This window comes from Streptomyces zhihengii (assembly GCF_016919245.1).
Classification (GTDB): Bacteria; Actinomycetota; Actinomycetes; order Streptomycetales; family Streptomycetaceae; genus Streptomyces; species Streptomyces zhihengii.
Genome location: NZ_JAFEJA010000001.1, coordinates 57293 through 84236, shown reverse-complemented (window position 1 = coordinate 84236; position 26944 = coordinate 57293). Strand labels below are relative to the sequence as shown.

The following is a 26944-nucleotide window of genomic DNA, read 5'->3' as shown; positions in this document are numbered from 1 at the left end:
TCTGATGCGGAGACCACCCATGCCACCCCTCGACCAGTCCCGCGCCGTGACGGAACCCGGCACCGCACCGGCCGCCGTGGTGGCCGCCGTCGTGAGCGAACTCGCCGGCGTGCTGAACCTGGATCCCGGGCGGATCGACCCCGCGCAGTCGTTCCGCGCGCTGGGCGTCGGATCGGTGCCGGCCGTGCGGTTCGTGTCCCTCGTCAACCGGCGCTTCGGGACCGCGCTCACGGCCACCGCGCTCGCCGGGCACCCGACCCCGCTGGCCTTCGCCGCTCTCGTGGCCCGCGAGGCAGGTGACAGCGGCGCGGAAGCCGGCGCCGTGGCCGACGAGGCCGCCGTGCGGGAGATCCTCGGCGTCCTGCGCGAGCGGCTGGCCGGCATGCTGGGCTGCGAGCCGGACGCCATCGACCCGGCCACCCCGTTCGAGCTGCTGGGGGTGGACTCCATCCGCGCCGCGAAGTTCGCCGCGGCCGTCAACGACGCGTACGGCATGGACGAGCGCGTGGTCAGCCCCTGCGAGCACCCCAACCTCGCCGCGATGGCCGCCCATGTGGCGAACTTCCCCACCGCCGGCCCGCCCCCGGCCGCCGGCCCGGAGGCCGCCGAGGAAGTGGGGGCACTCCTCGACGCGGTGCGCGAGGACCGGATCTCCGTGGACGAGGCGCTCACCCGCCTGCCGCACCGGCTGTGACGGGCGGGGACCATGGACGAACGAGAGATCATCACCCGGTTCAAGGCCGGAGCCCTGGAACGCGGGCAGGCCGTGTGGCTCCTCCTGGAGCGGCGCGAGGCGGGCGCCCGCGGGCCGGCACCCGGCGGCCTCCCCGCCGGGGAAGCGGCACCGCCGGAGGAGACCGGCCCCGTCACCCTCTGGTTCTGCTCCAACGACGAGCTCGACCCGGGGCTCGCCGACACACTGGCCCGGCGCTGGCTGGACGGGCAGGAGCAGGAGACCGCCGGCCGCTTCCTGTTCCCGCACGACCGGCGCCAGTACCTGGTCGCCCACGCGCTCGTACGGCGGGTCCTCGCCCTGGAGAGCGGTCTGCCCGAGGCGGAGGCCGTCATCCTGCGCTCCCCGCGGGGGCGGCCCTTCCTGCGCCCGCCGGTCCACGGGCTGCCCCGCGGCGGACCGGAGCTGGACTTCAACCTGTCGCACGCCGGCGGCTACAACCTGCTGGGCGTGGTGCGCCGGCACCGGATCGGCGTCGACGTGGAGCGGGTCGACCGCGGCGAGCAGGGGCTGGAGGCCATCATCGACACCTTCGCCCGCGAGGAGCGGGACTGGGTGACGCGGGCCGCGCCGGGCCGCCTCCGGGACTGCCGGACACTGCGGCTGTGGACGCTGAAGGAGGCGTACTCGAAGGCGCGCGGCCTCGGGCTCGCGCTTCCCTTCGACAGCTTCGCCTTCACGCTGCACGACGAGCGGGGGGTCCTGGACTTCCGTCCCCCCGAGGACGGGGAGGCGCTCGGGTGGCGGTTCCTGGAACTGGAGCCGGAGCCCGGGGTCCTGGCGGCCGTGGCGCTCCTCACCGAAGCCGCCGTGCCGTCCGCGCTCCAGCTGCACCGCGGCTTCCCCTGGAACCGGGAGGCGCCCGAGGTGCTGGAGCTGCCGGAGTCGCCTGCCGGCCGCTGACGCCGGACGGGGCGGCGTGCCGGGCCCGGTGAGCCGTGGGTCAGGACTCGCCGGGCCACGGCGCGAGGTCGATGCGGGGCAGCGTGCCGGGCGTGGCGATCCCCGGGAGCAGCAGCCGCCACATCTCGACGGTGCGCTCCGGCAGGTCCCTGCGCCCGTTCACCAGCTGCGCGTACAACTGCACGCCCGTACACGCGCTGACGATGAACTCGGCCACCCGCGCCGGGTCGGTCCGGGGGAGCAGCTCGCCGCTCTCGCGCGCGTCACGCAGACACTCCTCCATGGTGTCCCGCCACTGCAGGAAGGAGGTGATGTCCTGGACGCCGAAGCCGCCCTGCTCCACCGAGAGCCGCACGCCGGCGCGCAGCAGCGGATCGCGCAGGAGCTGCTGCGCCCACACCCGGGTGATGTCCACGAGGCGCTGCAGCCCCTCGCTGTCGAGATGCGGCTCGATGCTCTGCGGCTGCGCCCGCATCACCGCCTTGGCGAGGCCCTCCTTCGACTCGAAGTGGAAGTACAGGGCTCCCACCGTCAGACCGGCCCGCTTCGCGATCTTGCTGAGCCCCGTGCTGGCGTACCCGGCGGCGTCGAACTCCTCCGCCGCCGCACGAAGCAGCAATTCGCGCGTGTGGACTGCTCGTTCCTGCATCTGACGTTCCACCCCATGCCTCTCGCGTGAGCCGGTCGGTACGACCTAGACAAAAAAAAGAATAATCCTTATGTTATCTCCCAGGGCCAGCGCCGTCCAGGCTGACCGCGCCCACCTGGCCTTTCGTCTCCGCTCGCGCCGCACTGACCTCTCGGCGCGTGTGCACATGCGCTTCGTATCCGTACCTTCCGGGAGTACCTATGCCTAGCACCAGTGCCGCCACCCTCGCTCCGCGTCCCGTGTTCGTGTCCGGGGAGCTCGTCCACAAAGCCCGCCCCGCCGAAGTGCTCCTGACCGGCTTACGGCCCGCGGGGAGCGACGGCTTCGTCGTCTCGGCCCACTGGCCCGAGGCGCACGGATGCTACGCCACCGGGACGACCGCGCTCGACCCGCTGCTGCTCACCGAGACGGTGCGCCAGTCCCTGCCTCTGCTGTGCCACAGCGGGTACGCCATCCCCCTGGGGTACCGCCTGCTCTGGGACACCTTCAGATACGAGCTGACGCCGGCGGCGCTGACGGCCAGAGACCGTTCGGGAGGGCTCGAACTCCGCGTCACCTGCCTGGAGTCGGCGCGCCGGGGCCCGCGGGTGTCGGCGCTGACGCTGTCCATCTCCGTGGTGCAGGGCGGGAGTCCGCTGGCCGCGTGCACCACGCGCCTGACCGTGCAGTCCCCGGCCGTCTACGAGCGGCTGCGGGCGGGATACGCGACCCCCGACGCCGTCGCCGTCCTGCCGCCCGCCCCGGCCGCGCCGATCCCGCCGTCCGTCCTCGGGCGCACCCGGTGCCGCGACGTGGTCCTCAGCCCCGCGGACGGCCTCGACTGGCTGCTGCGGGTGGACACCGCGCATCCCCTCTTCTTCGACCACCCGCTCGACCACGCGCCGGGTCTGCTCCTCCTGGAGGCCGCCCGGCAGGCCGCGCTCATGCTGCCGGCCGGCCACCGCCTGTCGGTCGCCGGCATGGAGACCGCCTTCCATCGCTACGTCGAACTCGACGCGCCGTGCCGGGTGGAGGCGGTGCTGGCGGACCCGGCCCCGGACGGCCACCGCGACGCGGACGTCGCCCTGTGGCAGAACGGCGTCCGGTGCCTGTCGGCGGCGGTGCGGCTCGCCCGGCGGCCGGAGCGGCTCTCCGCCGTCCTCCCGGGCGCCCGGGAGGACGGCGCGCTGCTGGTGGCGTCCCCGGTGTAGGCGCCGGGCGGTGGCGGCCCCTCACCTCCCGCGTTCTCCCGGAAGCCACGAAGCGACGAAGCCACGAAGCCACGAAGCGACGAAGCCACGAGGCGACGAAGCCACGAAGCCGCGAAGCGGCGAAACGACGGAACCACGAAGCGGCCCGCACCCGCCCCGGTGGGGGAGTGCGGGCCGCCGGCCGTGCGGTGTCAGGCGGCGGTCCAGCCGCCGTCGACCGGCATCGCGGTGCCCGTGACGAAGGACGCCCGGTCGCTGCAGAGCCAGGCGGCGCTGTGCGCGATCTCCTCGGGCGCGGCCATCCGCTTCTGGACCGAGCGCCCGACGAACGCCTCCTCCAGGGCGGGGACGTCCTTGAGGACCTGGTCCATCATCTCGGTGCGGGTGCTGCCCACCACCAGGGCGTTCACGCGCACTCCGCGTACCCCGTACTCGGCGGCGGCCGCCCGGGTGAGGCCCAGGACCGCGTGCTTGGCCGCGACATAGGCGGATGACGCCCCGGCGGCCAGCACCCCTGCCACACTGGAGGTGTTCACGATCGCCGCCGGGCGGCCGGAGCCGAGCATCGCGGGGATCTGGTGGCGCATGCAGTTCCACACGCCTCTGACGTTCACGTCCATGACCTGCTCGAAGACCATGGGGTCCGTCTCGTGCAGCAGGCCCCCGGCCGCCGTGTGCCCGGCGTTGTTGAAGGCGCCGTCCAGCCGCCCGAACCGGGAGACCGCCCCGGCGACCGCCTGCGCCATGTCGGTCTCCCTGGTCACGTCCCCGGCCGTCACCATCGCGCGGCCTCCTGCCGCCGTTATCTCGGCGGCCAGTTCGTGCAGCTTCTCCGCGCGCCGCGCCACGAGGACCACGGTCGCGCCCTCGGCCGCGAACACCCGCCCGGCCGCCGCGCCGATCCCGCTGGACGCTCCCGTGATCATGACGACCTTGTCCCGCAGTAAGCCTGTGCCCCTGGTCATGTCGGTCATCGCTCCCCTGGACTGCTTCTTCCCACCCCCCGGGAGGATGGCGTCGAGCACCGCCCCCCGCTGACGAAGAAAAGAATAATGCTTCTTATGTGTTTTCGCCAGAAGCAGTCCGCGGCGATGCCGTACGGGGCGGGTCCGGGGCCGGACCGGGCGGCCGGAGGGCCGAGGCGCCGTAGAGGAGCAGGTCGCAGAGCGCGGCGAAGCGCGCCCCGCCGGCCCCGCCCCCGGCCCCCCCGTCGCCGTCACCAACGTCGGAGGCCGGGGCGCCGCCGTGTGCGCACATCTCCGTCCCCGCCACCAGGTGCAAGGTCATCTCCGCCACCGCGTCGGGCGTCACCCCCTCCCGCAACTGCCCCGCCTCGTCGGCCCTTCGCAGCATCTCCCGGCCCACCGGGAGCCAGGAGTCCGACCAGTCGCCGGTGCCCGGGAGCTCCCGTGAGAGCCGTACGGCCGCGCGGGCCACGACGTCGTCGTGCAGCAGCTCCAGCAGGGCGAGGACGAGCAGGGAGATCCTGCGCAGCGGTGCCACCGGAAGCCGTGCGACCTCGTCGGCCCGTTCCCTCATCCGGGTGAGACCGAGCTCGGCGACCTCCGCGAACAGGTCGCTCTTCGTGGGGAAGTGGAAGGTGAGCGCGCCGGTCGTGACATCGGCCGCCCGCGCGACGTGGCGCATGGCCACGGAGCCGTAGCCGTGCGCGTCGACCTCGCGTGCGGCGGCGTCCAGCAGGGCGCTTCGGGTCAGCACGGCCCTCTCCTGCTGCCGTGCAGCCCTCGGTCCTCCTGTGTCCGGTGCCACCGCGACCTCCTGTTCGTGTTCATCGGCCGTTCATGGGTCAGGTCCCAACGCTCCATGGCTCCTGTGCCGTCCACAACGGCGAGTTGACGAAGTTGTACCCGCAGGGCACTCTCGGACTTCCAAAGAAGAAGAATCATCATTATGTTTTAGGTCGGCGGCTCCGGCCGCTCCGCATCGACCAAGGAGACAGTCATGTCCGCACAGGCCACTGCCGTGCTGAGCGCACCGCGATGCGCTCGGGACGGCAGCCCGGAAGGCCTGGCCGCCTACGGGGAGCGGGTCTTCGGGTATCTGTCCCGCAGCGACCAGCGCCGCTGGGCGGCCGCGTATCTGCGGGGGCTGCTGAGCACATCGGGCCGCAAGACGGTGCGCCGGATGGCCCAGAACCTCGACCTGTCCGACACCGCTCCGCAGGCGCTGCAGCAGTTCATCACCTCCAGCCCCTGGGACTGGGGGCCCGCGCGGGTGGAGCTCGCCCGGATCGCCGCGGAGCTGATCCCCGACGCGGTGTGGACGGCGAAGCCCGTGCTGCTGCGCAAGCGGGGCAGCCACTCGGTGGGGCTGCGGCCGGGCGTCCTGCCCGGCACCGGCCGGCGGGTGAACTGCCAGGTCGGGATCGGTCTGTTCCTGTCCGGCCCGGGGAGCAGCATCCCGGTCGCCTGGCGGCTCCTCCTCGACGACACCTGGTGCGGCGACCCCGAACGCCGCCGGCGCGCGCGGATCCCGGACGGAGTGCGGCCCCGGCCCGCCTGGGCGCTCGTCCTGGAGATGACCGAGGAGCTCGCCGCCGCCGGCGTGGCCGAGTCCGTCCCCCTGGTGCTGGGCCGCGACTTCGCCCCGTACGCGCACCAGGTGGCAGCCCATCTCACCCGCAGGGGCAGGGACTTCGTCGTCGAGGTGCCGCCGGGGCAGCCGCTCGCCGGGACGACGCCCCACGGCTCCCGCCCGTCCTCGTCCTTCGCCCCCGCCGGCGACGCGGAGAGCCTGGTGGCGGCCCGCCGCCGCAGGACGCCCACCGCGCTGCCCGGCCGCCCGGAGACGGTGTCGGCCGTGGTGCGCCTGCTGCCGCCGGGCCGGACCGCGCCCGCCGTGCACCAGACCCACCGGCTCGTGGCGGAGGTCTCCGCCTCACCGGGACGGCCCTCCTGGTACTGGGTCACCTCGCTCCGTGACGAACCGGCCGGTGTCCGGGCCCTCGCGCGGCGCACCTCGGTGACCGAGGCCGCCGTCCGGGACGTCCAGAACGAGCTCGGGCTCCTCGACTTCGAGGGCCGTTCCTTCCCCGGCTGGCATCACCACATGACGCTGGCCTCCGCCGCCTACCTCTACCGCCGCCTGGAGACCGAACGGTCCGCCCTCGGGCAACAGTGAGGACGCCATGATCGATTTACATCCGTACGACGTACGCGCCGGCCGCCCGAGACCGGCTCCGCCCGTCTCGGCATCCCGTGACACGGTGCTCGCCGAGCTGACCTCCGAGGTGTTCGCCTCGCTCCCGCGCAGCGACCAGCGCCGCAAGGGCATCCAGTACCTGAACGGCCTGTTGTCCATCCGGGGACGCAAGTCGATACGCAACATCGCCAACCTGCTCGGGGACGACGTGTCCGAGCAGAACCTGCACCACTTCATCTGCGACTCCACCTGGGACTGGATGCCCATCCGCCGGGCACTCGCCGAGGCCGTGGAGACCGCCCTGCCGACCCGGGCGTGGGTGGTGGCTCCCATGACCATCCCCAAGGCCGGGCGCAACTCCGTCGGTGTGGAGCGGCACTACTCGCCGGCCCTCGGGCAGACCCTGAACGCGCAGCGCGCCATCGGGGTCTGGGCGGCCTCGGAGTCCGCGAGCGTCCCCGTCAACTGGCGCCTGCAGCTGTCCTCCTCCTGGCTCAGGGACGCCCCGCGGCGCTCGCAGGCGGCCATCCCGGAGGGAGCGAGCGCGGAGGGCCTGGCCGAATGCGCGGTCGAGGCCGCCCGTCAGACGGCGGCGGGCTGGGGCCTGCGGGCCCGGCCCACCGTCCTCGACCTGGGCGAGGCTCCCGAACCGCTGCTCGAACTGACCGCCGCCGGACACCTCCCGCTCCTGGTGCGCGTCGGACCCGACACCCCGCTCGTCGCGACGGATCTCGCCCCGGCCGGAAGGGAGCAGACCACGCTCACCGCGCACCGGATCATGGGCCTGGCCCGCACCCTGCGGCGGCCGGTACCGGGGGCGCCCCCGACGCCGGGCGCGGGGGAGGACACCCCCCTCGCGGCCCACGTACGCGTGGCCCTGCCCCGGCTCCCGGGGCAGGGCAAGCACCCGGCCCCACGGCCCCTGGTGCTCCTCGGCATGGGCACGTACGGCGCCCCGTGGCCGGGCGAGCTGTGGCTCTCCAACCTCACCGCACTCCCGCTGGAGCACCTGACCCGCCTGAGACAGCTCACCCACCGGGTGGGCGAGGACTGCGCCGGCGTCGCGGAGCGGGTGGGCATCCGGGACTTCACGGGGCGCTCCTTCCAGGGCTGGCACCGGCACGTCACCCTCGCCTCCGTCGCCCACGCCGTCGCCGTCCTGGACGGCCGGACCCGGCAGCTCCCCCGTGCCGCGGGCTGACGACCGCCCTGACCGGGCGGGCACCGCGCGGGAGGCGAGAGCCCCCGCCACGTGTCGTCCGGACGGCCGCGGTCACCGGATCCCCGCCCGCCGCGCCGTGCGGGCCCCCGTTATCGAAGTCCGCCTTGGGCCACGCCCGCCGGGCCCCTAGCGTTGAGGGGCGGCCGGGGAACGGCCCGGCACCGCCGCCGGCCTCCTCGCGAACCGGCCCCGACCGCCCGGCGCTCCGCCGCCGCCCCGGCCCCGAGGCCGGCCCCCGGAGAGGGACCTCCCCCCGGACCCGCTTCCCGCAGCAGCTCCGCACCGTGCTGTTCCGCACCGCCTCCCGACCACTCCCGCGGTTCTCCCGGACCGCCGAACTCCGTAGGGACGACACCCATGCAGTCACCACCGCAGACCGCACCGGAGCAGCCGACGCGGCGTGCCGAGGACACCTTCCGGCGCTCCGCACAGTGGACCGCCCTCGACCAGCGGGCCGTCGACGTCGCCCGCGCCCTGGCGATGGACGCGGTGCAGCACGCCGGGCACGGCCACCCCGGCACCGCGATGAGCCTCGCACCGGTCGCCCACGTCCTGTTCCAGAAGGTCATGCGCCACGACCCCGCCGACCCGGGCTGGGCCGGCCGGGACCGTTTCGTCCTCTCGGCGGGCCACGCCAGCGCGCTCCTGTACGTCCAGCTGATGCTGGCGGGCTATCCGCTGAGCCTGGACGACCTGAAGGAGTTCCGCCGCCGGGGCAGCCGCACCCCCGGACACCCGGAGCACGGCCACACCCCCGGGGTGGAGACCACCACCGGGCCGCTCGGACAGGGCGTCGCCAACGCGGTGGGCATGGCCATGGCCGCCCGCTACGAGCGCGGCCTGTTCGACCCCGGCGCCCCGGACGGCGCGTCCGTCTTCGACCACACGGTCTGGGTCGTCGCGGGCGACGGCGACCTCCAGGAGGGCGTCTGCGCCGAGGCGTCGTCCCTCGCCGGTCACCAGAAGCTGGGCAACCTCGTCGTGCTCTGGGACGACAACCACATCTCCATCGAGGGCGACACCGCCACCGCGATCTCGGAGGACGTCGAGCAGCGGTACGCCTCCTACGGCTGGCACGTGCAGCGGGTCGAGCCCGGGCCCGACGGGGACCTGGACCCCGTCGCCCTGCACGACGCCTTCCTCGCGGCGCAGCGGGAGCGGGGCAGACCCTCCCTGATCGCCGCGCGCTCCGTCATCGCCTGGCCCGCACCCCGCGCCCGCGGCACCGCCGCCGCCCACGGCGCCCCGCTCGGCGACGGGGAGGTGGCGGCCACCAAGACGCTGCTCGGCCTCGACGCGGGCCTCACCTTCCACGTCCCGGACGAGGTGCTCGCCCACACCCGCACCGCCCTCGACCGCGGCCGCGCCGAACGCACCGCCTGGAACGCGCGGTTCGCGCACTGGCAGCACAGCCACCCCGCCCGCGCCGCGGAGTACGAGCGCATCACCCGGGCGCAGTTACCGGCGGGCTGGGAGAACAAGCTCCCCTCGTTCGAAGCCGGCACCACCGTGGCGACCCGCGCGGCGTCCGGCGCGGTGCTCGCGGCCCTGGGGCCGCTGCTGCCGGAGCTGTGGGGCGGCTCCGCCGACCTCGCCGGATCCAACAACACCACGATCGACCCCGCCTCCTCGTTCCTGCCCGCCGGCAACCCCCTGCCGCAGGCCGACCCGTACGGCCGCACGGTGCACTTCGGGATCCGGGAGCACGCCATGGCCTCCGTGATGAACGGCGTGGTGCTGCACGGCTCCACCCACGTCTACGGCGGCACCTTCCTGGTCTTCTCCGACTACATGCGCCCCGCCGTGCGGCTCGCCGCGCTGATGCGGCTGCCGGTCACCTACGTGTGGACCCACGACTCGATCGGGCTCGGCGAGGACGGCCCCACCCACCAGCCGGTCGAACACCTCGCCTCCCTGCGCGCGATCCCCGGCCTGAACGTCGTCCGCCCCGCCGACGCCAACGAGACCGCGACGGCCTGGGCGGAGATCCTGCGCCGCCGCCGCACCGACCCGGCCCCGCACGGACTCGTGCTCTCCCGCCAGGGCCTGCCCGTCCTCGCCCCCGACGCGCGGGCCGCGCGCGGCGGCTACGTCCTGCGCGAGGCCGAGGGCGGCGCGCCGCGGGCCCTGCTCGTGGCCACCGGCTCCGAGGTCGCGCTCGCCATCGCCGCGCGCGAGCTGCTCCAGGAGCGGGGCATCCCCACCCGCGTGGTGTCGCTGCCCTGCCTGGAGTGGTTCATGGAACAGGACCGCGCCTACCGCGACGAGGTGCTGCCCCCCGGCGTGCGCGCCCGGGTGACCGTCGAGGCCGGCATCGGCCTCGGCTGGGAGCGCATCGCGGGCGAGGCGGGCGGCGTGATCTCGCTGGAGCGGTTCGGGGCCTCGGCGGACGGCGCCCTGCTCTTCCGCGAGTTCGGCTTCACCCCGGAAGCGATCGCCGCCGAAGCGGAGAACGCCGTGGCACGGGCGGCCCGCCGATGACGCGGCAGCCGTCCCGGCCGCGTCCGCTGACCGCGCGCGTCCCGGGCTCCAAGAGCATCACCACCAGGGCCCTGCTGCTGGCCGCCGCCGCCCCCGGCACCAGCAGGCTCTGGGCCCCGCTGATCAGCGAGGACACCCTCGCGTTCCGGGAGGCCGTCACCGGCCTCGGAGCACGGGTCGCCCCCAGCCCCGGCGACCAGTACTGGGACGTGACCGGCACCGGCCGCGGCCCCGTCGGCACGGCACGGGTGTGGTGCGCGGACGCGGGCACGGCGGCCCGGTTCCTGCCCCCGTACAGCGCGACGGGCGTGGGCACCTTCACCTTCGACGGCTCCGCACAGCTGCGCGCCCGCCCGCTGGGCCCCCTGATGCGGGCCATGGCCGGGCTCGGCGCCGGCCTGGACGCCCCCGTCCCGGGACGCCTCCCGCTCACCGTCCGCGCCGGCGGGCTGGAGGGCGGCGAACTGACGGTCGACTCCTCCATGAGCAGCCAGTTCCTCAGCGGGCTGCTGATGGCCGCCCCGCTGATGCGACAGCCGGTCCGGGCCGACCTGAGCGACTCGGTCAGCCGGCCCTACCTCGACATGACGCTGTCCCTGATGCGGCGCTTCGGCGCCGACGTCAAGGAGACCGCCGGCGGTGTGATCGAGGTACGGCCCGGCGGCTACCGGGCCACCGCCCTCGTCGTCGAACCCGACGCCTCCACCGCCTCGTACGTCTTCGCCGCGGCCGCGGTGACGGGCCACCGCGTGACGGTGCCCGGGCTGTGCGGGCGCAGCGTCCAGGGCGATCTGCGGTTCACGGAGGCGCTCCGCGCCCTGGGCGCCGAGGTGGAGATCACGGACAGCGCCGTCTCCGTGACGGGCACAGGCACCGTGCGCGGCGGCTTCGACCTCGACATGGGCGACATCTCGGACACCTTCATGACCCTCGCCGCCGTCGCCCCGCTCGCCGACGCCCCCGTGACCATCCGGGGCGTGCGGCACGCCCGGTTCAAGGAATCGGACCGCATCGCCGCGGTGGCGCAGAACCTGCGCGCCTGCGGCATCCGGGTGGACGAGACGCAGGACTCGGTCGTCGTGCACCCCGGCACCCCGCGCCCCGCCCGGATCGCCTGCCACCGCGACCACCGGATCGCCATGGCCTTCTCCGTCCTGGGCCTCGCCGCGCGCGTCCCGCTGACCCTCGACGACCCCTACTGCGTGACGAAGACCTTCCCCGGCTTCCACGGCGAAATGGCCCGGCTCTTCCCCGACTACACCGTCCCGGAGCGCCCCTGATGGCCACGGAACCGGTCACGGCGCCCGCGCGGCGCAGGGCGGCGGTCCTCGGCTCGCCCATCGCGCACTCCCTCTCGCCCCGCCTGCACCGCGCGGCCCACACGGCGCTCGGCCTCACCGGCTGGACGTACGGCCGCTACGAGGTGACCGGGGACCGGCTCGGCGCGTTCCTGGACGGGCTGGGGCCCGACTGGGCCGGCCTGTCGCTCACCATGCCGCTGAAGCGCGCCGTGCTCCCGCTGCTCGACGAGGTGAGCGGCCTCGCCGCCGCGGTCGGGGCGGTGAACACCGTCCTGCTCCACCCGGACGGGCGGCGCACCGGTGACAACACCGACGTCCCCGGGATGACCGCCGTCCTGGCCGAACTGGGCGTGCCGAAGGGCGTGTCCGCGGCCCTGCTCGGCGCCGGCGCGACCGCCGCCTCGGCGCTCGCGGCGCTGCACGCACACGGCGCGGACGAGGTGACCGTCTACGGCCGCGACGCCGCCCGCACGGCGGAGCTGCGCGCCTGCGGCGAGCGCCTGGGTCTGGCGGTGCGCACCGCCCCCTGGGACCGGGCGGACCAAGGGCTGCGCGCGCCCCTGGTCGTCTCCACCACCCCCCGCGGCGCCACCGACCGACTGGCCGCGGCCGTCCCCTCGCCGCCGGGAGTGCTCCTGGACGTGCTGTACGACCCGTGGCCGACCGCCCTGGCAGGGGCCTGGCGGAGCGCCGGCGGCGTGGCCGCGGGCGGCCTCGGCCTGCTGGTCCGCCAGGCCGCACGCCAGGTCGAGCTCCTCACGGGCTGCCCCACGGCACCGCTCGACGCGATGCGGGCCGCCGCCGCACGGGCCCTCGCGGCCCCGGCGGACGCACGACCCACCGCCCACGGCGGTCGACCACACACCGGCCACGGCCCTGCGGGCACCGACGGCCACCAGCACTCGAGGAAAGCGGGCACACGATGAGCAGACTGCGCTGGCTCACGGCGGGGGAGTCCCACGGACCCGCCCTCGTCGCGACACTGGAGGGCCTGCCCGCCGGCGTGCCCGTCACCACGCAGGCGGTGGCGGGCGAACTGGCCCGGCGGCGCCTGGGCCACGGACGCGGCGCGCGCATGACGTTCGAGCGGGACGAGGTGACCTTCCTCGGCGGGGTGCGCCACGGACGCACCCTGGGCTCCCCGGTCGTCGTCATGGTGGGCAACACCGAGTGGCCGAAGTGGGAGCAGGTGATGGCGGCCGACCCGGTCGACCCCGCGGCCCTGCTCCGCACGGCCCGCAACGCCCCCCTGACCCGCCCGCGCCCGGGCCACGCCGACCTCGCGGGCATGCAGAAGTACGGCTTCGCCGAGGCGCGTCCCGTACTCGAACGGGCCAGCGCACGGGAGACGGCCGCCCGCGTGGCACTCGGCGCGGTCGCCCGTGCGTACCTGCGGGAGACGGTGGGCGCCGAGATCGTCAGCCATGTCGTGGAGCTGGGCGCCGCGCGGGCCCCGCACGGCACGGTGCCCGCGCCCGGCGACGTGGCGCGCCTCGACGCGGACCCGGTGCGCTGCCTGGACGCGGACGCCTCGAAGGCGATGGTCGCCGAGATCGACCAGGCCCACAAGGACGGCGACACCCTGGGCGGCGTCGTCGAGGTCGTCGCCCACGGGCTGCCCGTCGGGCTCGGCTCGCACGTGCACTGGGACCGCAGGCTGGACGCCCGCCTCGCCGGCGCCCTGATGAGCATCCAGGCCATCAAGGGCGTGGAGGTGGGCGACGGCTTCGGCCTGGCACGGGTGCCGGGCTCGCGGGCGCACGACGAGATCGTGCCCACCGCCGACGGCATCCGCCGCTCCTCCGGCCGCTCCGGCGGCACCGAGGGCGGCCTGAGCACCGGGGAACTCCTGCGCGTGCGGGCCGCGATGAAGCCGATCGCCACCGTGCCGCGCGCCCTGGCCACCGTGGACGTCACCACCGGTGAGGCCGCCGCCGCCCACCACCAGCGCTCCGACGTGTGCGCTGTGCCGGCCGCCGGGATCGTCGCCGAGGCGATGGTGGCGCTCGTGCTGGCCGACGCGGTGGCCGAGAAGTTCGGCGGCGACAGCACCACCGAGACCCGTCGCAACGTGACCGGCTTCCTCGACCACCTGGAGATCGCATGACCTCCCCCCTGGCCGTGCTGGTCGGGCCTCCCGGCGTGGGCAAGACCTCGGTCGCGAGGATCCTCGCGGACCGCACCGGGACGACGGCACGGGACACCGACGAGGACATCGTCCGCATCACCGGCCGCTCCGTCGTCCGGATCTTCGCCGAGCAGGGCGAGCCGCACTTCCGCTCCCTGGAGCACGAGGTGGCGGCCGCGGCACTGCGCGAGCACTCCGGTGTCGTCGCCCTCGGCGGCGGCGCCGTCGTGCACCCCGGCACCCGCGCGGCGCTGCGCGGACTCCCGGTGGTCTTCCTGGACGCCGCCCTCGGCGACGTGCGCGACCGGCTGCGGGGCAACGGCTCCCGGCCGCTGCTGCGGGAGAACTTCTCCGAGCAGTGGCTGGAACTGATGTCCGTCAGGCGCCCGCTGTACCTGTCCGTGGCCCGGAGCGTGGTGTCCACCCACGGCCGCACCCCCGGCCAGGTCGCCGACGCGGTCCTCGCCGCCCTCACGGGCCCGCCGGTCGGGACTGCGTCATGACCGCCGCCGCCGCGGTCCGCGTCCCCGTCGGCGCCGGTGCCGGGACGGACCCGTACGAGGTGCTGATCGGGCACCGGCTGCCGGCCGCACTGGGCCCGATGCTCGGAACGGCGCGCCGCGTCGCCGTCCTCCACCCCGGGGCGGTGGCCGGCACCGCGCGGGCGGTCCGCTCCGAACTGGCCGCGCAGGGCTACGAGGTGACACTCCTTCAGGTACCGGACGCGGAGCGGGCCAAGACCGCGGAAGCCGCCGCCCATTGCTGGCGGGCGCTGGGCCGGGCCGGGTTCACCCGCGGCGACGCGATCGTCGGCGTCGGCGGCGGCGCGACCACCGACCTCGCGGGGTTCGTGGCGGCGACCTGGCTGCGCGGCGTGCGCTGGATCGCCGTCCCGACCACCCTGCTGGCCATGGTGGACGCCGCGGTCGGCGGCAAGACCGGGATCAACACCGCCGAGGGCAAGAACCTCGTCGGCGCCTTCCACCCGCCGGCCGGGGTGATCTGCGACCTGGCGGCGCTCGACTCGCTGCCGGCCGACGACTACGCCGGCGGGCTCGCCGAGGTGATCAAGGCGGGCTTCATCGCGGACCCCGCGATCCTGGACCTCGTCGAGGCCGACCCGCAGGCGGCCCGCACCCCGGCCGGACCGCACACCGCGCAGCTGATCGAACGCGCGGTGCGGGTCAAGGCCGAGGTCGTCTCCGAGGACCTCCGGGAAGCCGGCCGCCGGGAGTTCCTCAACTACGGGCACACCCTCGGCCACGCCGTCGAACGCAACGAGCGCTACCGGTGGCGCCACGGCGAGGCGGTCAGCGTCGGCATGGTGTTCGCCGCCGAACTGGGCCGTCGCACCGGCCGGCTGGACGACGCCACCGCCGACCGCCACCGGACTGTCCTCCAGTCCGTGGGCCTGCCGGTCACCTACCGCGGCGACCAGTGGCCCCGGCTGCTGGACACCATGAGGATCGACAAGAAGACACGCGGCGACCTGCTGCGTTTCATCGTCCTCGACGGGCTCGCCGAGCCCGCCGTCCTCGCCGGCCCCGGCCCGGACCTGCTCCGCGCCGCCTACACGGAGGGCGTCGCCGCCGCACCCACCGGCGGCCCCGCCGGGGCGGTCAACGCCGCCGGGGCCGTCACGGCCTCCGGCCGGAAGGCGGCGACATGACGCCGCGCCCAGGACCGGAACGTCCGGGGATCCCGGCCGGTCGCCTCCCGCACACCGCCGCTCACCGCGCTCTTGCCGCCGAGGGCCTGGAGCTCCGTGCTCTCCAGGAGCGCCTGGGCGAGCTCGTCGGGAAAACGGGCACGCCAAGCGCGCAGGGCCTGCGCCCCGGTCAGCTCCTCGTGCCGCAGCGGCAGGCCCAGCACCTCCGACAGCTGCGCGGTCTGCTCGCGAGCGGAGAGGGCCTCGGGGCCGGTCAGCGCGTAACTCCGCCCGGCACACCGGGGAGAGGTCAGGGCCCGGGCGGCCGCCGCGGCGACGTCCCGGGGATCGACGCAGGCGTTCAGCGAGCCGCCGTGCCGCGTGCGCACCACGCCGGCGTCGCGCACGCCGTCCGCCCATCCCAGGCAGTTCGACATGTACGCGCGGGGGCGCAGCAGCGTCCAGGACATCCCCGAGGCCCGTACGCGCTCCTCGCACGCGCGCTGCCAGCGCGTGATCGCGTCCTGCGCCCGCGGGTCGGTCACCGCGAGGGCCGAGACCTTGACGACGTGCCGGACCCCGGCCCGTCGGGCGGCGGCGAGGAGGTGCGCGTCATGAGTGTCCCGTAAGGGGTCGAACGTCACCGCCAGCAGGGCGTCCGCCCCGGCCAGGGCCCGCGTCAGCGAGGCGGGATCGTCCAGATCCGCCTCCACGGCCAGTCCCGGCACCCCCCGGCGGACCGCCCGCTCGGGGGAGCGGGTCAGGCAGCGCAGGTCGTGGTGCGGGGCCAGCAGCTCGGCCACCCGGCCCCCCACCTTCCCCGTCGCGCCGGTCAGTGCGATCCGCAAGGTCTCTCGGCCCATCTCCCGCTCCCTGTTCCTGCTCCCCGCGTGGCGTGTCGTCGCCACGTCGTGTCCCCGGGTGTTCATTCACCCAAAAGAGAATAATCAATCCTATGTTTTTCGTCATGGAGGAACCACAGTGACTGCGCGCAGCTCGACACCACGCCGGGCCTGGCTCGGCTTCACCCTCGTCCTGAGCCTGGTCGGGCTCGTGGCCATGGACAACTCGGTGCTCTACCTCGCGATGCCGAGCATCACCGACGCCATCTCGCCGAGCGCCGGCCAGGCGCTGTGGATCGTCGACATCTACGGCTTCGTGGTGGCCTCACTCCTCATCGCGTTCGGCAACCTCGGCGACCGGCACGGCCGGCTGAGGTTCCTGCTGGGCGGGGCGACCCTGTTCGGCATCGGATCGGCCGGCGCCGCCTTCGCCGGCACCCCGGAGATCCTCATCGCCTCCCGGGCGCTGATGGGCCTCGGCGGCGCGACGCTGCTGCCCTCCGGGCTCGCCATCGTCAGCAGCCTCTTCCCCGACGCCCGCCAGCGCGCCCGCGCCATCGGCATCTTCGCGGCCACCTTCGCGGCGGGCTTCGCCGTCGGACCGGTCGTCGGCGGTCTGCTGCTCAGCCGCTTCTGGTGGGGCTCGGTCTTCCTGATCAACCTCCCGATCGTGGCGGTCTTCCTGGCGTTCGCCCCCAGGTTCCTCAAGGACGTCCGCGAGGCCCGGCCCGGCCGGGTGGACGCGCTGAGCGTCGCGCAGTCGGCGATCGGCATCCTGCTCGCCGTCTACGCCGTCAAGTCCGCCGCCGCCGAGGGCTTCTCGGTCGAGCAGCTCGCCATCGGCGCGCTCGGTGTCGCCGTCCTGGTCTGGTTCGTGCGCCGCCAGCTCACCCTGGAGGAGCCGCTGCTCGACCTGGGCCTCTTCCGTGACCGGGTCTTCACCGTCGCCGTGCTGACCGGACTCCTGTCCCTGGTCGCCTGGGCGGCGGCCGGCTACCTCAGCGGCGTGTACCTCCAGTCGGCGCTCGGGTACGGCGTGCTCGTCGCGGCGTTCCTCGCCCTGCCGGGCGCCGCCGTGCTCACCGTCGCCTGCGTGGGGACGGCCGGTGTGGTGGAGCGGATCGGCAAGCGCGCCGCGCTGATCGCCTCGCACTTCTTCATGGCCGCGGGGCTCGCGCTGCTGCTCTTCACCGGGACCGACGGCGGTGTGGTCTTCTACGTCGCCTCCACCGTCGTCGCGGGCGTCGGCTACGGGCTCTCCTTCAGCCTGGTGGCGGAGACCGCGGTCGCGGCGGTCCCCGCGGAGCGTGCCGGTTCGGCCGGCGCGATCGCGGAGATGAGCAACGAGCTGGGCAACGCGCTCGGCATCTCCCTGCTCGGCTCGCTCGCCGCCTTCGTCTTCCGGCTCCAGGGCCCCGACGTCTCGGGCACGCTGGACACCACGCTCAGCGCTCCCGGCCTGTCGGCCGCCGACGCGGATCAGGCCAAGGAGGCCTTCGTCACGGGTCTGCACGCGGCGATCGGCGTCGCCGCCGCCCTCACCTTCGCCCTCGGCCTGCTCGCCGTGCGGTGGCTGCCGCGTGAGGAGCGGGGTGCGCCGGCCGAGGAGCCCACCGGCGAGGGGCTCACGCGCGACGGGCTCACCGGCGAGGAGGAGAAGGTGGCGCCCTGAGACACGCGGTGCCGGGGGCGCTCCCCGGCACCGGCCCCTTTCGTGCGGCGCCCGCCCCGGTGCGGGCGCCGCTCGGCGTTGCTGCCGGCTCACTTCGGGCGGTGGGTGCCGGGGACGAGGAGGTGGAGGGCGTCGGCGGTGGCGGTGTCGTTGGGGGTGTAGATCTCGACCCGGTGGTCGGGGCTGTCGGGCTGGAGCCACACCTGGTAGTCGATGCTCAGGGCACCGGTCGTGGGGTGGCGGAGATACACGGCCCCCGTGGTGCAGTCGGAGACGTCGCCGGTGGCCCACATCGTCGCGAAGTCGTCGCTGTGCATGGTGAGTTCGCCGATCAGCGCGGCGAGCCGGGCGTCGGTTGGATAGCGGCCCGCGGTCAGGCGCAGATAGGCGACGTGCACCCGTGCGAGGTCGTGCCAGTTGCGGTACATCGCCCGTGTGTGGGGGTCGAGGAAGAACATCCGGGGGATCGAGGGACGCGTGTCCGCGGTGTGCGGCGCCTCGTGGGGGAGATGCTCCGCGACGAGTGCGTGCCCGGTGCGGTTCCAGGCCAGGACGTCCCCCCGCCTGCCGAGGACGATGGCGGGAGTGGCCTCGTCCAGCGACGCCAGGAGACTCAGGACGCGGGGATGGGGCTCCTCGGGGGGCGGTTCGCTCAGGCCGGGCTTGGCCGACTGCCGGGCCAGGTTGTGCAGGTGGAGGGTCTCCACCTGGTCCAGCCTGAGGACCCGGGCCAGCGCGTCGAGCACCTGATCGGACGCCGATTCGGCCAGCCCCTGTTCGAGACGGGTGTAGTAGCCCGCGCTCACACCGGCGAGCTGGGCGAGTTCTTCGCGCCTCAGGCCGGGGACCCGGCGGGAGGTGCCGTAGGTGCGCAGGCCGATCTGGTCCGGAGTGACCCGGTCCCGGCGGTTCTTGAGGAACGTTCCGAGGCTCTCCATGCACCGAGACTAGAACGCTCCCGCCGCGCGTGGGTGTACCTGTCGGGTGTACCCACGGCGTGGGGATGGCTGCCGGCCCGGGGGTGCCGGAGCGTGAAGGGCATGAACCGACACAGTGCGCACACGCCGCCGGGGCCGCGGGCCTGGCTCGGACTCGTGGTCATCCTCGGCCCGGTCCTGCTGGTCTCGATGGACGGCTCGATCCTCTTCCTGACGATGCCGAGCATCACCGACGCCCTCTCGCCCACCGCCGGCCAGGCCCTGTGGATCCTGGACATCTACGGCTTCGCCGTGGGCTCCCTCCTCGTCGCCTTCGGCAGCATCGGCGACCGCTACGGCCGCCTGAGGCTGCTGATGACCGGCGCGGCCGTCTTCGGCGCCGGATCCGCGGGTGCGGCCTTCGCCCCGAACGCGGAGACGCTCATCGCCTGCCGGGCGCTCATGGGCGTCGCCGGCGCGACCCTGCTGCCCTCGGCCCTCGCGGTGCTCAGCGAGCTGTTCCCGGACGCCCGCCAGCGCGGGCGCGCCGTCGGCATCTTCGCCGCCGCGTTCGCGGCCGGCTTCGCCATCGGCCCCGTCGTCGGCGGCGCACTGCTCGGGCCGTTCTGGTGGGGCTCGGTGTTCCTGGTCAACCTCCCCGTGATCGCGCTGTTCCTGGTCTTCGCGCCCATCCTGCTCCGCGAGGTGCGGGCCACCCGTACCGGCCGCGTCGATCCGCTCAGCGTCGTCGCCTCCGCGGCCGGCCTGCTGCTGACGATCTACGGCGTGAAGCACCTGGCCGCGGAGGGCTTCTCCGTCCCCGCCGTCCTCGCGGGCGCCGCCGGCGTCGCGCTCCTCGTGTACTTCGCACTCCGCCAGCGCCGCCTGGAACACCCGCTGATCGACTTCTCCCTCTTCCGCGACCGCACCTTCACCATCGCCATCATCACCGGACTGCTGCCGCTGGCGGCGTGGTCGGCGGCGGCCTACCTGTCCGGCATCTACCTCCAGTCGGTCCTCGGTCTCAGCGTCCTGCACGCGGCGCTGCTGGCACTTCCCGGCGCGGCGGTCCTCACCCTCACCTGCATCGTGACACCGGCCTTCGTCGAACGGATCGGCAAGAAGAAGGCCCTCGTCGCCTGCCACTTCACCGTCGCGGGCGGGCTTCTGCTGCTCCTGCCCACCACCGTCACCGGTGGCGTCGGCTGGTACGTCGCCTCCACCGTGATCGCGGGCGTGGGATACGGCATCTCCTTCAGCGTCGTCGCCGACACCGCCGTCGGCGCGGTGCCCGCCGAACGCGCCGGCTCCGCCGGAGCGATCGCCGAGACCAGCAACGAGATCGGCAACGCCCTGGGCATCGCCCTCCTCGGATCCCTCGCCGCCCTGCTCTTCCGCCTCCAGGGCCCCGACCTGGCCCCCACCCTCGACGAGACACTGCGACTGCCCGGCCTCCTCCCCGCGGCCCTCAGCGACGCGAAGGGCGCCTTCGTCACCGGCCTGCACGCCGCCGTCGTGGTCGCCAGCGTCCTGCACGCCGCACTCGGCGCCGCCGCCCTGCGCTGGCTCTCCCGCCGGCCCGCCGACGACCTCCCCGCGGACCCCGCCACCGACACCGCGCCCGAACCGCTGGCGGGCAAGATCTGACCGCCCGCCGCCGGGGCCCCTGTCCCGCCCACCGCCCGGCCCGGTCACGTGCCCCGCTTCCCCTGTACGGGGACGTGACCGGGCCGGACCGGCGGCCGGACTCCGCGCGCTCGCCGGGCCCTACCAGGAGGCGAGGGCCCCGGTCCTCCTTCCGGCATCGTCGACGGCACCCTCGTCGTCACCGCCGGTGCCAATGCCAATGCCGGTGCCGACGTCAGTCGCTCCCAGCACCCGGCGGACGCCGGCGCCCCCGGCCCGGTGGCTAGGCTGCCGTCATGCGCGTCACCAGGGAACTTCCGTCACACGCGGCCGGCGAGGTGGACGTCCCCTTCGTCATCAAGGGGTACGCGGAGGTCGTCGCCGACGACACCGAGTGGAACGAGCACTCGCACCCCTGGCACGAGCTGCTCTGGAACGAGCGCGGGGCGTCGACGGTGGTGGTCGGCAACCGGGTGTGGTGCATCACCCCCACCCTCGGGCTGTGGATGCCGGCCGGGCGGCTGCACACGGCCTCGGCGGTCGCCGGCACCGTCTACCGCGCGCACTTCTTCCGGCACGGCACCCGGTCGGCGCTGCCCGACGAGCCCGTTCCCGTCGACATCGATCCCTTGCTGCGGCTCCTCCTGGAGCGGCTCGACGAGGCGGACCTGCCGCAGGCGTCGCGCGGAGTGACCGAGGCCATGGTCCTCGACGTGCTCCGGCCCTCCGCACGGGCGTTGCTGGTGCAGCTTCCGACGTCGCCGCTGCTGCGGCCGGTTGTCGACGCGGTGCGCAGGACGCCCGCCCATCAGGGCACCCTCGCGAGCTGGGCGGCCGAACTCGGCTGCAGCGCCCGGACGCTGACCCGGGCCTTCCGGGCGGAGACGGGTACCGGTTTCGCCCGGTGGGTCGCGACGGTGCGCGCGCAGCACGCAGTGCAACTCCTGGCCCGGGGCGCCGACGCCGAGGAGGTGGCAGAGGAGGTCGGCTACAGCTCGGCGAGCGCGTTCGGTGCGGCCTTCCGCAGGACCACGGGCATCACGTCGGGCAGATTCCGCCCCGGCTGACCCACCGGAGCGCCGGGAGCGCCGGTCGAGGCGCTCGGTGTGTCCCGATCGCTACAAACGCTGTCGCAGATGCTTGATTGCGCCGCGCGCGACAACTTCATAGTCTGCTCAGGTAAGCCTTACCTAAGTGTGACGAGCGAAAGTGATGCCCCGTTCCCATGAGCACTCCGCGCCTACGAGTCTGCGCCGCCGCAGCCACCCTCCTGATCGGTCTGACCGCCTGCGGTGGCGAGAGCGGTGACAACGGCAAGGACGGCAGCGCGGCCGGCGGCGCCGCCTCGGGGCAGTTCCCGATGACGATCGAGCACGCGCTCGGCACCACGGAGATACCCGCCAAGCCTCAGCGCGTCGCCACCGTGAACTGGGCCAACGACGAGGTCCCGCTCGCACTCGGCGTGGTGCCGGTCGGCATGGCCAAGGCCACCTTCGGCGACGACGACAACGACGGCGTACTGCCCTGGACCGAGGGCCGCCTGAAGGAACTCGGAGCCAAGACCCCCGTCCTGTTCGACGAGACCGACGGAATCGACTTCGAGGCGGTGGCGGACACCGAGCCGGACGTCATCCTCGCCGCGTACTCAGGACTGACCGAGCAGGACTACGAGACCCTCAGCCAGATCGCTCCCGTCGTCGCCTATCCCGACGCGCCGTGGGCCACCCCGTGGCGCGACATCATCCGCCAGAACAGCAAGGCGATCGGCCTCGGAACCGAGGGCGACCGGCTCATCGGCCGCATCGAGGGACAGATCACCGAGACCGCCGCCAAGTACCCCCAGCTCAAGGGCAAGTCGGCGATGTTCATGACCCACGTCTCGTCCAAGGACGTGAGCGAGGTCGGCTTCTACACCACGCACGACACCCGGACCCAGTTCTTCACCGACCTCGGCATGAAGATCCCGGGCAGCATCACCGACGCCTCCAAGGACACCAAGAAGTTCGTCCTCAGCAAGAGCGCGGAGCACATCGACGACTTCAACGACGTCGACATCGTCACCGGCTACGGCGACAGCAGGAACGAGCTGCTCGACGCCCTGAAGAAGGACCCGCTGACCTCCAAGCTCAAGGCCGTCCAGCAGGGCTCCGTGTACCTGCTGCCCGACAGCACACCCCTGGCCACCGCGGCCAACCCGACGCCGCTGTCGATCTCGTACGTCCTCGACGACTACCTCAAGGAACTCGCCAAGGCCGCGGAAAAGGCGGAATGACCGTCATCGAGACCCTGAGCCCGCCGGACGCCGCCCCCGCACGGCGTCCGGCGCGCACGAGGGTGATCTGGCTGTTCGTGCTCGTCGGCGTCCTGGCGGTGTCCGCCGTCGCCTCGCTCGCCTTCGGCTCGCGCACCGTCGCCTGGTCCGACCTCTGGTCGGCCCTGGGCGGGGCGGAGGGGACCCTGGAGGAAGCCGCGGTCGCCAAGCGCATCCCCCGCACCCTGCTCGCCACCGTCGCCGGCGCCGCACTGGGCATCGCCGGGGCGGTCATGCAGGGGGTCACGCGCAACCCGCTGGCCGACCCCGGCATCCTCGGGGTCAACATGGGCGCCTCGCTCGCCGTGGTCACCGCCATCGCCTACTTCGGCCTGGCATCGGCATCCGGATACATCTGGGTGGCGATGGCCGGCGCAGCCGTGAGCGCGGTCTTCGTGTACGCCGTCGGTTCGCTGGGGCGCGGCGGCGCCACGCCACTGAAACTCGCCTTGGCCGGCGCGGCGATCTCCGCCGCGCTCGCCTCACTCGTGAGCGCCGTCGTCCTGCCGCGCACCGACATCGGCGACACCTTCCGGCTCTGGCAGGTCGGCACCGTGGGCGGCGCGTCGTACGAGCAGCTCCGCACGGTCGCGCCCTTCCTCCTCGCCGGCTTCGTCATCTGCCTCGCCTCGGCCCGCTCGCTCAACTCGCTGGCCCTGGGCGACGATCTGGCAGCGGGACTCGGAGAAAGGGTCGCGCTGGTGCGGGCCGGCGCCGCCCTCGGCGCCGTGATCCTCTGCGGCGCCACGACCGCCGCCGTCGGGCCGATCGGCTTCGTCGGCCTGCTCGTCCCGCACGCCTGCCGGCTCCTGATCGGCGTCGACCACCGCTGCCTGCTGCCGTTCTCCGCGCTCAGCGGCGCCGTCCTGCTGACCGTCGCGGATGTCATCGGACGGGTCGTGGCCAGACCGGCCGAGATCGACGTGGGCATCGTGACCGCCATCGTCGGCGCCCCCTTCTTCATCCACATCGTCCGCCGACAGAAAGTCACGTCCCTGTGAGCGCCCCCGCCGCCGGCACCTCCGCGACGCTGCGGGCGGTCCGCCGGGCCCGCATCCGCGGCAACAGCCGACGCCGGCTCCTCCTGCTCCTGCTCCTGCTGCTCATCCTGGCCGCCTTCGCCGTCACCCTGATGGCCGGGCACACCTTCTACCCGGCCCGCGACGTGCTCCGCGTGATCATGGGAGAGGACGTGCCCGGCGCGTCCTTCACCGTCGGCCGGCTCCGCCTGCCCAGAGCGGTGCTGGCCGTGACGGCGGGGTGCAGCTTCGGGGTCGCCGGCGTCACCTTCCAGACCATGCTCCGCAACCCCCTGGCCAGCCCCGACATCATCGGGATCAGCGCCGGTGCCGGCGCCGCGGCCGCCGTCGCCATCGTCGCCTTCTCCCTCGGCGGCACCCAGGTGTCGGTCGTCGCGATCGCCGCCGCACTCGGCGTCGCCCTCCTCGTCTACGTCCTGGCCTTCCGCGACGGAGTCGCCGGCACCCGGCTCATCCTCATCGGCATCGGGATGGCCGCCCTGCTCGACAGCGTCACCTCCTACGCGCTCTCCCAAGCGGGCGGCTGGGACCTGCAGGAGGCCATGCGCTGGCTCACCGGCAGCCTGAACGGCTCCACCTGGGACGAGACGGTGCCCACGGTCGTCGCCCTGCTCGTCCTCGGACCCGTCCTGCTCCACCAGGGCCGCAACCTGAACGCCCTGCGGCTCGGCGACGACACCGCCTCCGCGCTCGGCGTCCGCGTCGAACGCACCCGGCTCGTCGGCATCGTCGCCGCCGTGGGCCTGATCGCCTTCGCGACCGCCGCCGCGGGCCCCATCGCCTTCGTGGCGTTCCTGTCCGGGCCGATCGCCGCCCGGCTGGTGGGCGGCGGACACTCCCTCCTCCTCCCGGCCGGCCTCGTCGGCGCCTTGCTCGTGCTCGTGGCCGACTTCACGGGCCAGTACGCCTTCGGCACCCGCTACCCCGTCGGCATCATCACCGGCGTCCTCGGCGCCCCCTACCTCGTGTACCTCCTCGTACGCACCAACCGGGCCGGAGGCTCACTGTGACCGCGTCCCACTCGCTCACCACCGAGGACCTCACCCTCGGCTACGGCGACCGCGACATCATCCACGGTCTCGACCTCGCCCTGGAGCCGGGGAGGATCACGGTGATCGTCGGTGCCAACGCCTGCGGCAAGTCGACGCTGCTGCGCTCCATGACGCGTCTGCTCCACCCCCGGGCCGGCCGCGTCGTCCTGGACGGCAAGGAGGTGCACCGACTCCCGGCCAAGGAACTCGCCAGGACGATGGGGCTGCTGCCGCAGTCACCCGTCACCCCCGAGGGCATCACCGTGCTCGACCTCGTCGGCCGGGGCCGCCACCCGCACCAGCGGGCCTTCTCCCGGTGGTCGGCCGAGGACGACGCCGCCGTCACCCAGGCGCTGGAGGCCACGCACACGGCGGACCTCGTCGGCCGGGCCGTCGACGAACTCTCCGGCGGCCAGCGGCAGCGCGTCTGGATCGCCATGGCCCTCGCCCAGCGGACGGACGTGCTCCTCCTCGACGAGCCCACCACCTTCCTCGACATCAGCCACCAGGTCGAAGTCCTCGACCTGCTCACCGACCTCAACCGCACCCGCGGCACCACGATCGTGATGGTCCTGCACGACCTCAACCTGGCCGCACGGTACGCGGACCGCCTGATCGCCCTGGCCGGCGGCCGGCTGCACGCGGCCGGCACCACCGAGGAGGTCATGACCGAGGACACCGTACGGGCCGTGTACGGCATGGACAGCCGCGTCATCGAGGACCCCGTCTCGGGGAAGCCGCTCGTGCTCCCGATCGGCCGCCACCACTCCGCACCCGTCGCTGAGACATCGGGCACAACGGACCATACGATGGGAAAGGGCACCGGCGACAGGGTGAGTGAAGAGCGGCCATGAGCAGCGCAACCGGATACGGCACACAGCCCGCGCACGAGGGGAAGACCAAGAACTGGCTGTCGAAGGTGTTCCGGCTGAACCGCGCGGGCGTCAACTGGCCGCGCGCGGTGCTGTTCCTGGACGTCGCACTGGTGCCGATGATCGTCTTCTGGGCGATCGGCCACGAGCAGTACCTCCTCAGCGCGCTGTTCGGCCTGATGTTCGCGGCGCTGGCCGACCCGGGCGGCGGCTACGGGCACCGGGCGTCGCACATCGCCCTGTTCGCGCTGATGGGCGCGGGAGTGACCGCGCTGGGGTTCGCCATCGGGGGCGAGGCCTGGGGCTGGCTGACCCTCGCGGCCTTCGGAGTCACGCTGGCGGCCGGGCTGGCCGTCGCGTTCGGGGTGCGCCGGTTCGTCAACGCCCTGCTGCTCAACATCTGGTTCATCGTCACCGTCGGGCTGTCGTACGGTCTCCACCAGGACGCCCGCATCACCGACCACACCTGGGGCCAGGTCTTGGCCTGGTCCGGCGGGGCAGCCCTGTGGATCGTCCTGACGTTCGCCGAATGGCTGATCCGCGGGCGCCGGGACCTGCCCCAGCCGTTCACGGAGCTCCCCGGCGACACCTCACGCAAGAAACTGACCGGACCGGTGGCCGTGTTCGCGGTGATCCGCGCCCTGGTCATCGCCGGCGCCTTCGCCCTCGCGTTCGGGCTGGACCTGTCGCACGGCTACTGGATTCCGATCGCGGCCATCGTCGCGATGAAGCCGAGCCTGGAGCAGGCCACCCTGGTCTCCCTGCAGCGCCTCTCCGGCGCCCTGATCGGCGCCCTCGCGGCCGCGCTGCTGCTCCTGCTGCCGGCCGGTGAGACCGGAATCCGGCTGTTCGCGATGGAGCGGGGACTCGAAGTCGTCGCGCTCATCCTGCTGATGCACGGGATCGGGATCCGCTTCCTGAACTACGCCCTGTACTGCGCGGCCATCGCCGCGGGCGTGCTCATCCTGACCGATCTGCCGCAGCCGACCGACTACGCCGCCGAAGGGTACCGGGTGCTCTGGACGCTGTGCGGCGCGGGCATGGGAGTGCTCGTCATGCTGCTGGCGGGCCTGCTCTCCCAGCACACCGCCAGGACCGCGAACCCGCGTGCCTGACCGCGGTGATGCACCTGGTTCACCCACCTGCCGACGGGCACCCGCCGGGCGCGCAACCCGCGCCCGGCGGCTTCGTCGCCCCGGCGCGCCCGTGGTGCGCC

At 73.9% G+C, this 26944-nt stretch carries 23 protein-coding genes and 1 pseudogene; 19 read left to right on the top strand and 5 right to left on the bottom strand.

Translation table 11 applies throughout. The annotated features are described in order from the left end of the window. The first annotated feature begins 19 nt into the window (after window positions 1-19). Window positions 20-694 carry an acyl carrier protein gene (locus JE024_RS00355; RefSeq protein ID WP_205371625.1) on the top strand — a complete coding sequence of 225 codons (675 nt, stop codon included), beginning with the start codon at window positions 20-22 and terminating at the stop codon, window positions 692-694. Between the two features lie 12 nt (window positions 695-706). Further along, a complete protein-coding gene (locus JE024_RS00350) occupies window positions 707-1636 on the top strand; it encodes a 4'-phosphopantetheinyl transferase family protein (protein WP_205371624.1) in 930 nt (309 codons plus the stop codon). 40 nt (window positions 1637-1676) lie between these two features. On the opposite strand, the gene JE024_RS00345 is transcribed toward JE024_RS00350, so the two are convergent. Further along, entirely contained in the window at window positions 1677-2285 is a 609-nt protein-coding gene (locus tag JE024_RS00345) for a ScbR family autoregulator-binding transcription factor (protein ID WP_205371623.1), read from the bottom strand. A 200-nt stretch (window positions 2286-2485) separates the two neighbouring features. On the opposite strand from JE024_RS00345, the gene JE024_RS00340 reads away from it, so the two are divergent. Continuing rightward, on the top strand, window positions 2486-3475 hold the full coding sequence (locus tag JE024_RS00340) for a ScbA/BarX family gamma-butyrolactone biosynthesis protein (RefSeq protein ID WP_205371622.1): 990 nt from the start codon (window positions 2486-2488) through the stop codon (window positions 3473-3475). Window positions 3476-3666: 191 nt separating this feature from the next. Here the strand turns inward: JE024_RS00340 and JE024_RS00335 are convergent, their stop codons facing one another. Both JE024_RS00335 and JE024_RS00330 read right to left on the bottom strand, forming a co-directional pair. Beyond that, window positions 3667-4401, bottom strand: coding sequence for an SDR family NAD(P)-dependent oxidoreductase (locus JE024_RS00335; RefSeq protein WP_205376271.1), 735 nt, complete (start codon window positions 4399-4401; stop codon window positions 3667-3669). Between the two features lie 133 nt (window positions 4402-4534). After that, window positions 4535-5194 carry a TetR family transcriptional regulator gene (locus tag JE024_RS00330; protein ID WP_205371621.1) on the bottom strand — a complete coding sequence of 220 codons (660 nt, stop codon included), beginning with the start codon at window positions 5192-5194 and terminating at the stop codon, window positions 4535-4537. 243 nt (window positions 5195-5437) lie between these two features. Between JE024_RS00330 and JE024_RS00325 the strand changes: the two genes are divergently transcribed. The 8 genes and pseudogenes from JE024_RS00325 to aroB all read left to right on the top strand — a co-directional run. Then, window positions 5438-6616, top strand: a complete 1179-nt coding sequence (locus JE024_RS00325; RefSeq protein ID WP_205371620.1) for an IS701 family transposase — start codon at window positions 5438-5440, stop codon at window positions 6614-6616. A 7-nt stretch (window positions 6617-6623) separates the two neighbouring features. Then, window positions 6624-7838, top strand: coding sequence for an IS701 family transposase (locus tag JE024_RS00320; RefSeq protein ID WP_244882462.1), 1215 nt, complete (start codon window positions 6624-6626; stop codon window positions 7836-7838). 378 nt (window positions 7839-8216) lie between these two features. Continuing rightward, complete coding sequence (tkt, locus tag JE024_RS00315; RefSeq protein WP_205371619.1) at window positions 8217-10340, top strand: transketolase; 2124 nt, start codon at window positions 8217-8219, stop codon at window positions 10338-10340. Beyond that, the gene (gene aroA, locus JE024_RS00310) at window positions 10337-11620 is read left to right on the top strand and encodes a 3-phosphoshikimate 1-carboxyvinyltransferase (protein ID WP_205371618.1); all 1284 of its coding nucleotides are present in this window, start codon (window positions 10337-10339) and stop codon (window positions 11618-11620) included. Before tkt ends, aroA begins: the two co-directional genes overlap by 4 nt. Further along, window positions 11620-12567 carry a shikimate dehydrogenase gene (locus JE024_RS00305; protein WP_205371617.1) on the top strand — a complete coding sequence of 316 codons (948 nt, stop codon included), beginning with the start codon at window positions 11620-11622 and terminating at the stop codon, window positions 12565-12567. The genes aroA and JE024_RS00305 overlap by 1 nt, the downstream gene beginning before the upstream one ends. Continuing rightward, the gene (aroC, locus tag JE024_RS00300) at window positions 12564-13748 is read left to right on the top strand and encodes a chorismate synthase (protein WP_205371616.1); all 1185 of its coding nucleotides are present in this window, start codon (window positions 12564-12566) and stop codon (window positions 13746-13748) included. Before JE024_RS00305 ends, aroC begins: the two co-directional genes overlap by 4 nt. Next, window positions 13745-14272 carry a shikimate kinase gene (locus JE024_RS00295; RefSeq protein ID WP_205371615.1) on the top strand — a complete coding sequence of 176 codons (528 nt, stop codon included), beginning with the start codon at window positions 13745-13747 and terminating at the stop codon, window positions 14270-14272. The genes aroC and JE024_RS00295 overlap by 4 nt, the downstream gene beginning before the upstream one ends. Further along, window positions 14269-15348, top strand: a pseudogene (gene aroB, locus JE024_RS00290) (3-dehydroquinate synthase); the annotation flags it as partial. The gene JE024_RS00295 and the pseudogene aroB, both read left to right, overlap by 4 nt. On the opposite strand, the gene JE024_RS00285 reads toward aroB, so the two are convergent. Beyond that, entirely contained in the window at window positions 15339-16280 is a 942-nt protein-coding gene (locus tag JE024_RS00285; RefSeq protein ID WP_205371613.1) for an NAD(P)H-binding protein, read from the bottom strand. The pseudogene aroB and the gene JE024_RS00285 sit on opposite strands and share 10 nt — an antisense overlap. 118 nt (window positions 16281-16398) lie before the next feature. Between JE024_RS00285 and JE024_RS00280 the strand changes: the two genes are divergently transcribed. Further along, window positions 16399-17931: an MFS transporter gene (locus JE024_RS00280; protein ID WP_280521540.1), complete on the top strand. Its 1533-nt coding sequence runs from the start codon at window positions 16399-16401 to the stop codon at window positions 17929-17931. 89 nt (window positions 17932-18020) lie between these two features. Here JE024_RS00280 and JE024_RS00275 read toward each other — a convergent pair whose 3' ends face one another. Then, the gene (locus JE024_RS00275; RefSeq protein ID WP_205371612.1) at window positions 18021-18869 is read right to left on the bottom strand and encodes a helix-turn-helix transcriptional regulator; all 849 of its coding nucleotides are present in this window, start codon (window positions 18867-18869) and stop codon (window positions 18021-18023) included. Window positions 18870-18971: 102 nt separating this feature from the next. Here JE024_RS00275 and JE024_RS00270 point away from each other — a divergent pair, with 102 nt between their 5' ends. From JE024_RS00270 to JE024_RS00240, 7 genes are all read left to right on the top strand, one after another. Next, window positions 18972-20495 carry an MFS transporter gene (locus tag JE024_RS00270; protein ID WP_205371611.1) on the top strand — a complete coding sequence of 508 codons (1524 nt, stop codon included), beginning with the start codon at window positions 18972-18974 and terminating at the stop codon, window positions 20493-20495. A 275-nt stretch (window positions 20496-20770) separates the two neighbouring features. Continuing rightward, complete coding sequence (locus tag JE024_RS00265) at window positions 20771-21541, top strand: helix-turn-helix transcriptional regulator (protein WP_205371610.1); 771 nt, start codon at window positions 20771-20773, stop codon at window positions 21539-21541. A gap of 158 nt (window positions 21542-21699) precedes the next feature. Beyond that, complete coding sequence (locus tag JE024_RS00260) at window positions 21700-22746, top strand: iron-siderophore ABC transporter substrate-binding protein (protein WP_205371609.1); 1047 nt, start codon at window positions 21700-21702, stop codon at window positions 22744-22746. After that, window positions 22743-23786 (top strand): FecCD family ABC transporter permease, encoded by a 1044-nt coding sequence (locus tag JE024_RS00255; protein ID WP_205371608.1) that lies wholly within the window; start codon window positions 22743-22745, stop codon window positions 23784-23786. The genes JE024_RS00260 and JE024_RS00255 overlap by 4 nt, the downstream gene beginning before the upstream one ends. Then, window positions 23783-24835 carry a FecCD family ABC transporter permease gene (locus JE024_RS00250; protein WP_205371607.1) on the top strand — a complete coding sequence of 351 codons (1053 nt, stop codon included), beginning with the start codon at window positions 23783-23785 and terminating at the stop codon, window positions 24833-24835. The genes JE024_RS00255 and JE024_RS00250 overlap by 4 nt, the downstream gene beginning before the upstream one ends. After that, a complete protein-coding gene (locus JE024_RS00245) occupies window positions 24832-25710 on the top strand; it encodes an ABC transporter ATP-binding protein (protein ID WP_205371606.1) in 879 nt (292 codons plus the stop codon). Before JE024_RS00250 ends, JE024_RS00245 begins: the two co-directional genes overlap by 4 nt. After that, the gene (locus tag JE024_RS00240; RefSeq protein ID WP_205371605.1) at window positions 25707-26843 is read left to right on the top strand and encodes an FUSC family protein; all 1137 of its coding nucleotides are present in this window, start codon (window positions 25707-25709) and stop codon (window positions 26841-26843) included. Before JE024_RS00245 ends, JE024_RS00240 begins: the two co-directional genes overlap by 4 nt. The last annotated feature ends 101 nt before the right edge of the window (window positions 26844-26944 follow it).

Excerpts from the sequence above, each read along its gene's own strand:
- JE024_RS00355 (WP_205371625.1), top strand. The coding sequence starts at position 20 with ATGCCACCCCTCGACCAGTCCCGCGCCGTGACGGAACCCGGCACCGCA.
- JE024_RS00350 (WP_205371624.1), top strand. The coding sequence starts at position 707 with ATGGACGAACGAGAGATCATCACCCGGTTCAAGGCCGGAGCCCTGGAA.
- JE024_RS00345 (WP_205371623.1), bottom strand. The coding sequence starts at position 2,285 with ATGCAGGAACGAGCAGTCCACACGCGCGAATTGCTGCTTCGTGCGGCG.
- JE024_RS00340 (WP_205371622.1), top strand. The coding sequence starts at position 2,486 with ATGCCTAGCACCAGTGCCGCCACCCTCGCTCCGCGTCCCGTGTTCGTG.
- JE024_RS00335 (WP_205376271.1), bottom strand. The coding sequence starts at position 4,401 with ATGATCACGGGAGCGTCCAGCGGGATCGGCGCGGCGGCCGGGCGGGTG.
- JE024_RS00325 (WP_205371620.1), top strand. The coding sequence starts at position 5,438 with ATGTCCGCACAGGCCACTGCCGTGCTGAGCGCACCGCGATGCGCTCGG.
- JE024_RS00320 (WP_244882462.1), top strand. The coding sequence starts at position 6,624 with ATGATCGATTTACATCCGTACGACGTACGCGCCGGCCGCCCGAGACCG.
- tkt (WP_205371619.1), top strand. The coding sequence starts at position 8,217 with ATGCAGTCACCACCGCAGACCGCACCGGAGCAGCCGACGCGGCGTGCC.
- aroA (WP_205371618.1), top strand. The coding sequence starts at position 10,337 with ATGACGCGGCAGCCGTCCCGGCCGCGTCCGCTGACCGCGCGCGTCCCG.
- JE024_RS00305 (WP_205371617.1), top strand. The coding sequence starts at position 11,620 with ATGGCCACGGAACCGGTCACGGCGCCCGCGCGGCGCAGGGCGGCGGTC.
- aroC (WP_205371616.1), top strand. The coding sequence starts at position 12,564 with ATGAGCAGACTGCGCTGGCTCACGGCGGGGGAGTCCCACGGACCCGCC.
- JE024_RS00295 (WP_205371615.1), top strand. The coding sequence starts at position 13,745 with ATGACCTCCCCCCTGGCCGTGCTGGTCGGGCCTCCCGGCGTGGGCAAG.
- JE024_RS00285 (WP_205371613.1), bottom strand. The coding sequence starts at position 16,280 with ATGGGCCGAGAGACCTTGCGGATCGCACTGACCGGCGCGACGGGGAAG.
- JE024_RS00275 (WP_205371612.1), bottom strand. The coding sequence starts at position 18,869 with ATGGAGAGCCTCGGAACGTTCCTCAAGAACCGCCGGGACCGGGTCACT.
- JE024_RS00270 (WP_205371611.1), top strand. The coding sequence starts at position 18,972 with ATGAACCGACACAGTGCGCACACGCCGCCGGGGCCGCGGGCCTGGCTC.
- JE024_RS00265 (WP_205371610.1), top strand. The coding sequence starts at position 20,771 with ATGCGCGTCACCAGGGAACTTCCGTCACACGCGGCCGGCGAGGTGGAC.
- JE024_RS00260 (WP_205371609.1), top strand. The coding sequence starts at position 21,700 with ATGAGCACTCCGCGCCTACGAGTCTGCGCCGCCGCAGCCACCCTCCTG.
- JE024_RS00255 (WP_205371608.1), top strand. The coding sequence starts at position 22,743 with ATGACCGTCATCGAGACCCTGAGCCCGCCGGACGCCGCCCCCGCACGG.
- JE024_RS00240 (WP_205371605.1), top strand. The coding sequence starts at position 25,707 with ATGAGCAGCGCAACCGGATACGGCACACAGCCCGCGCACGAGGGGAAG.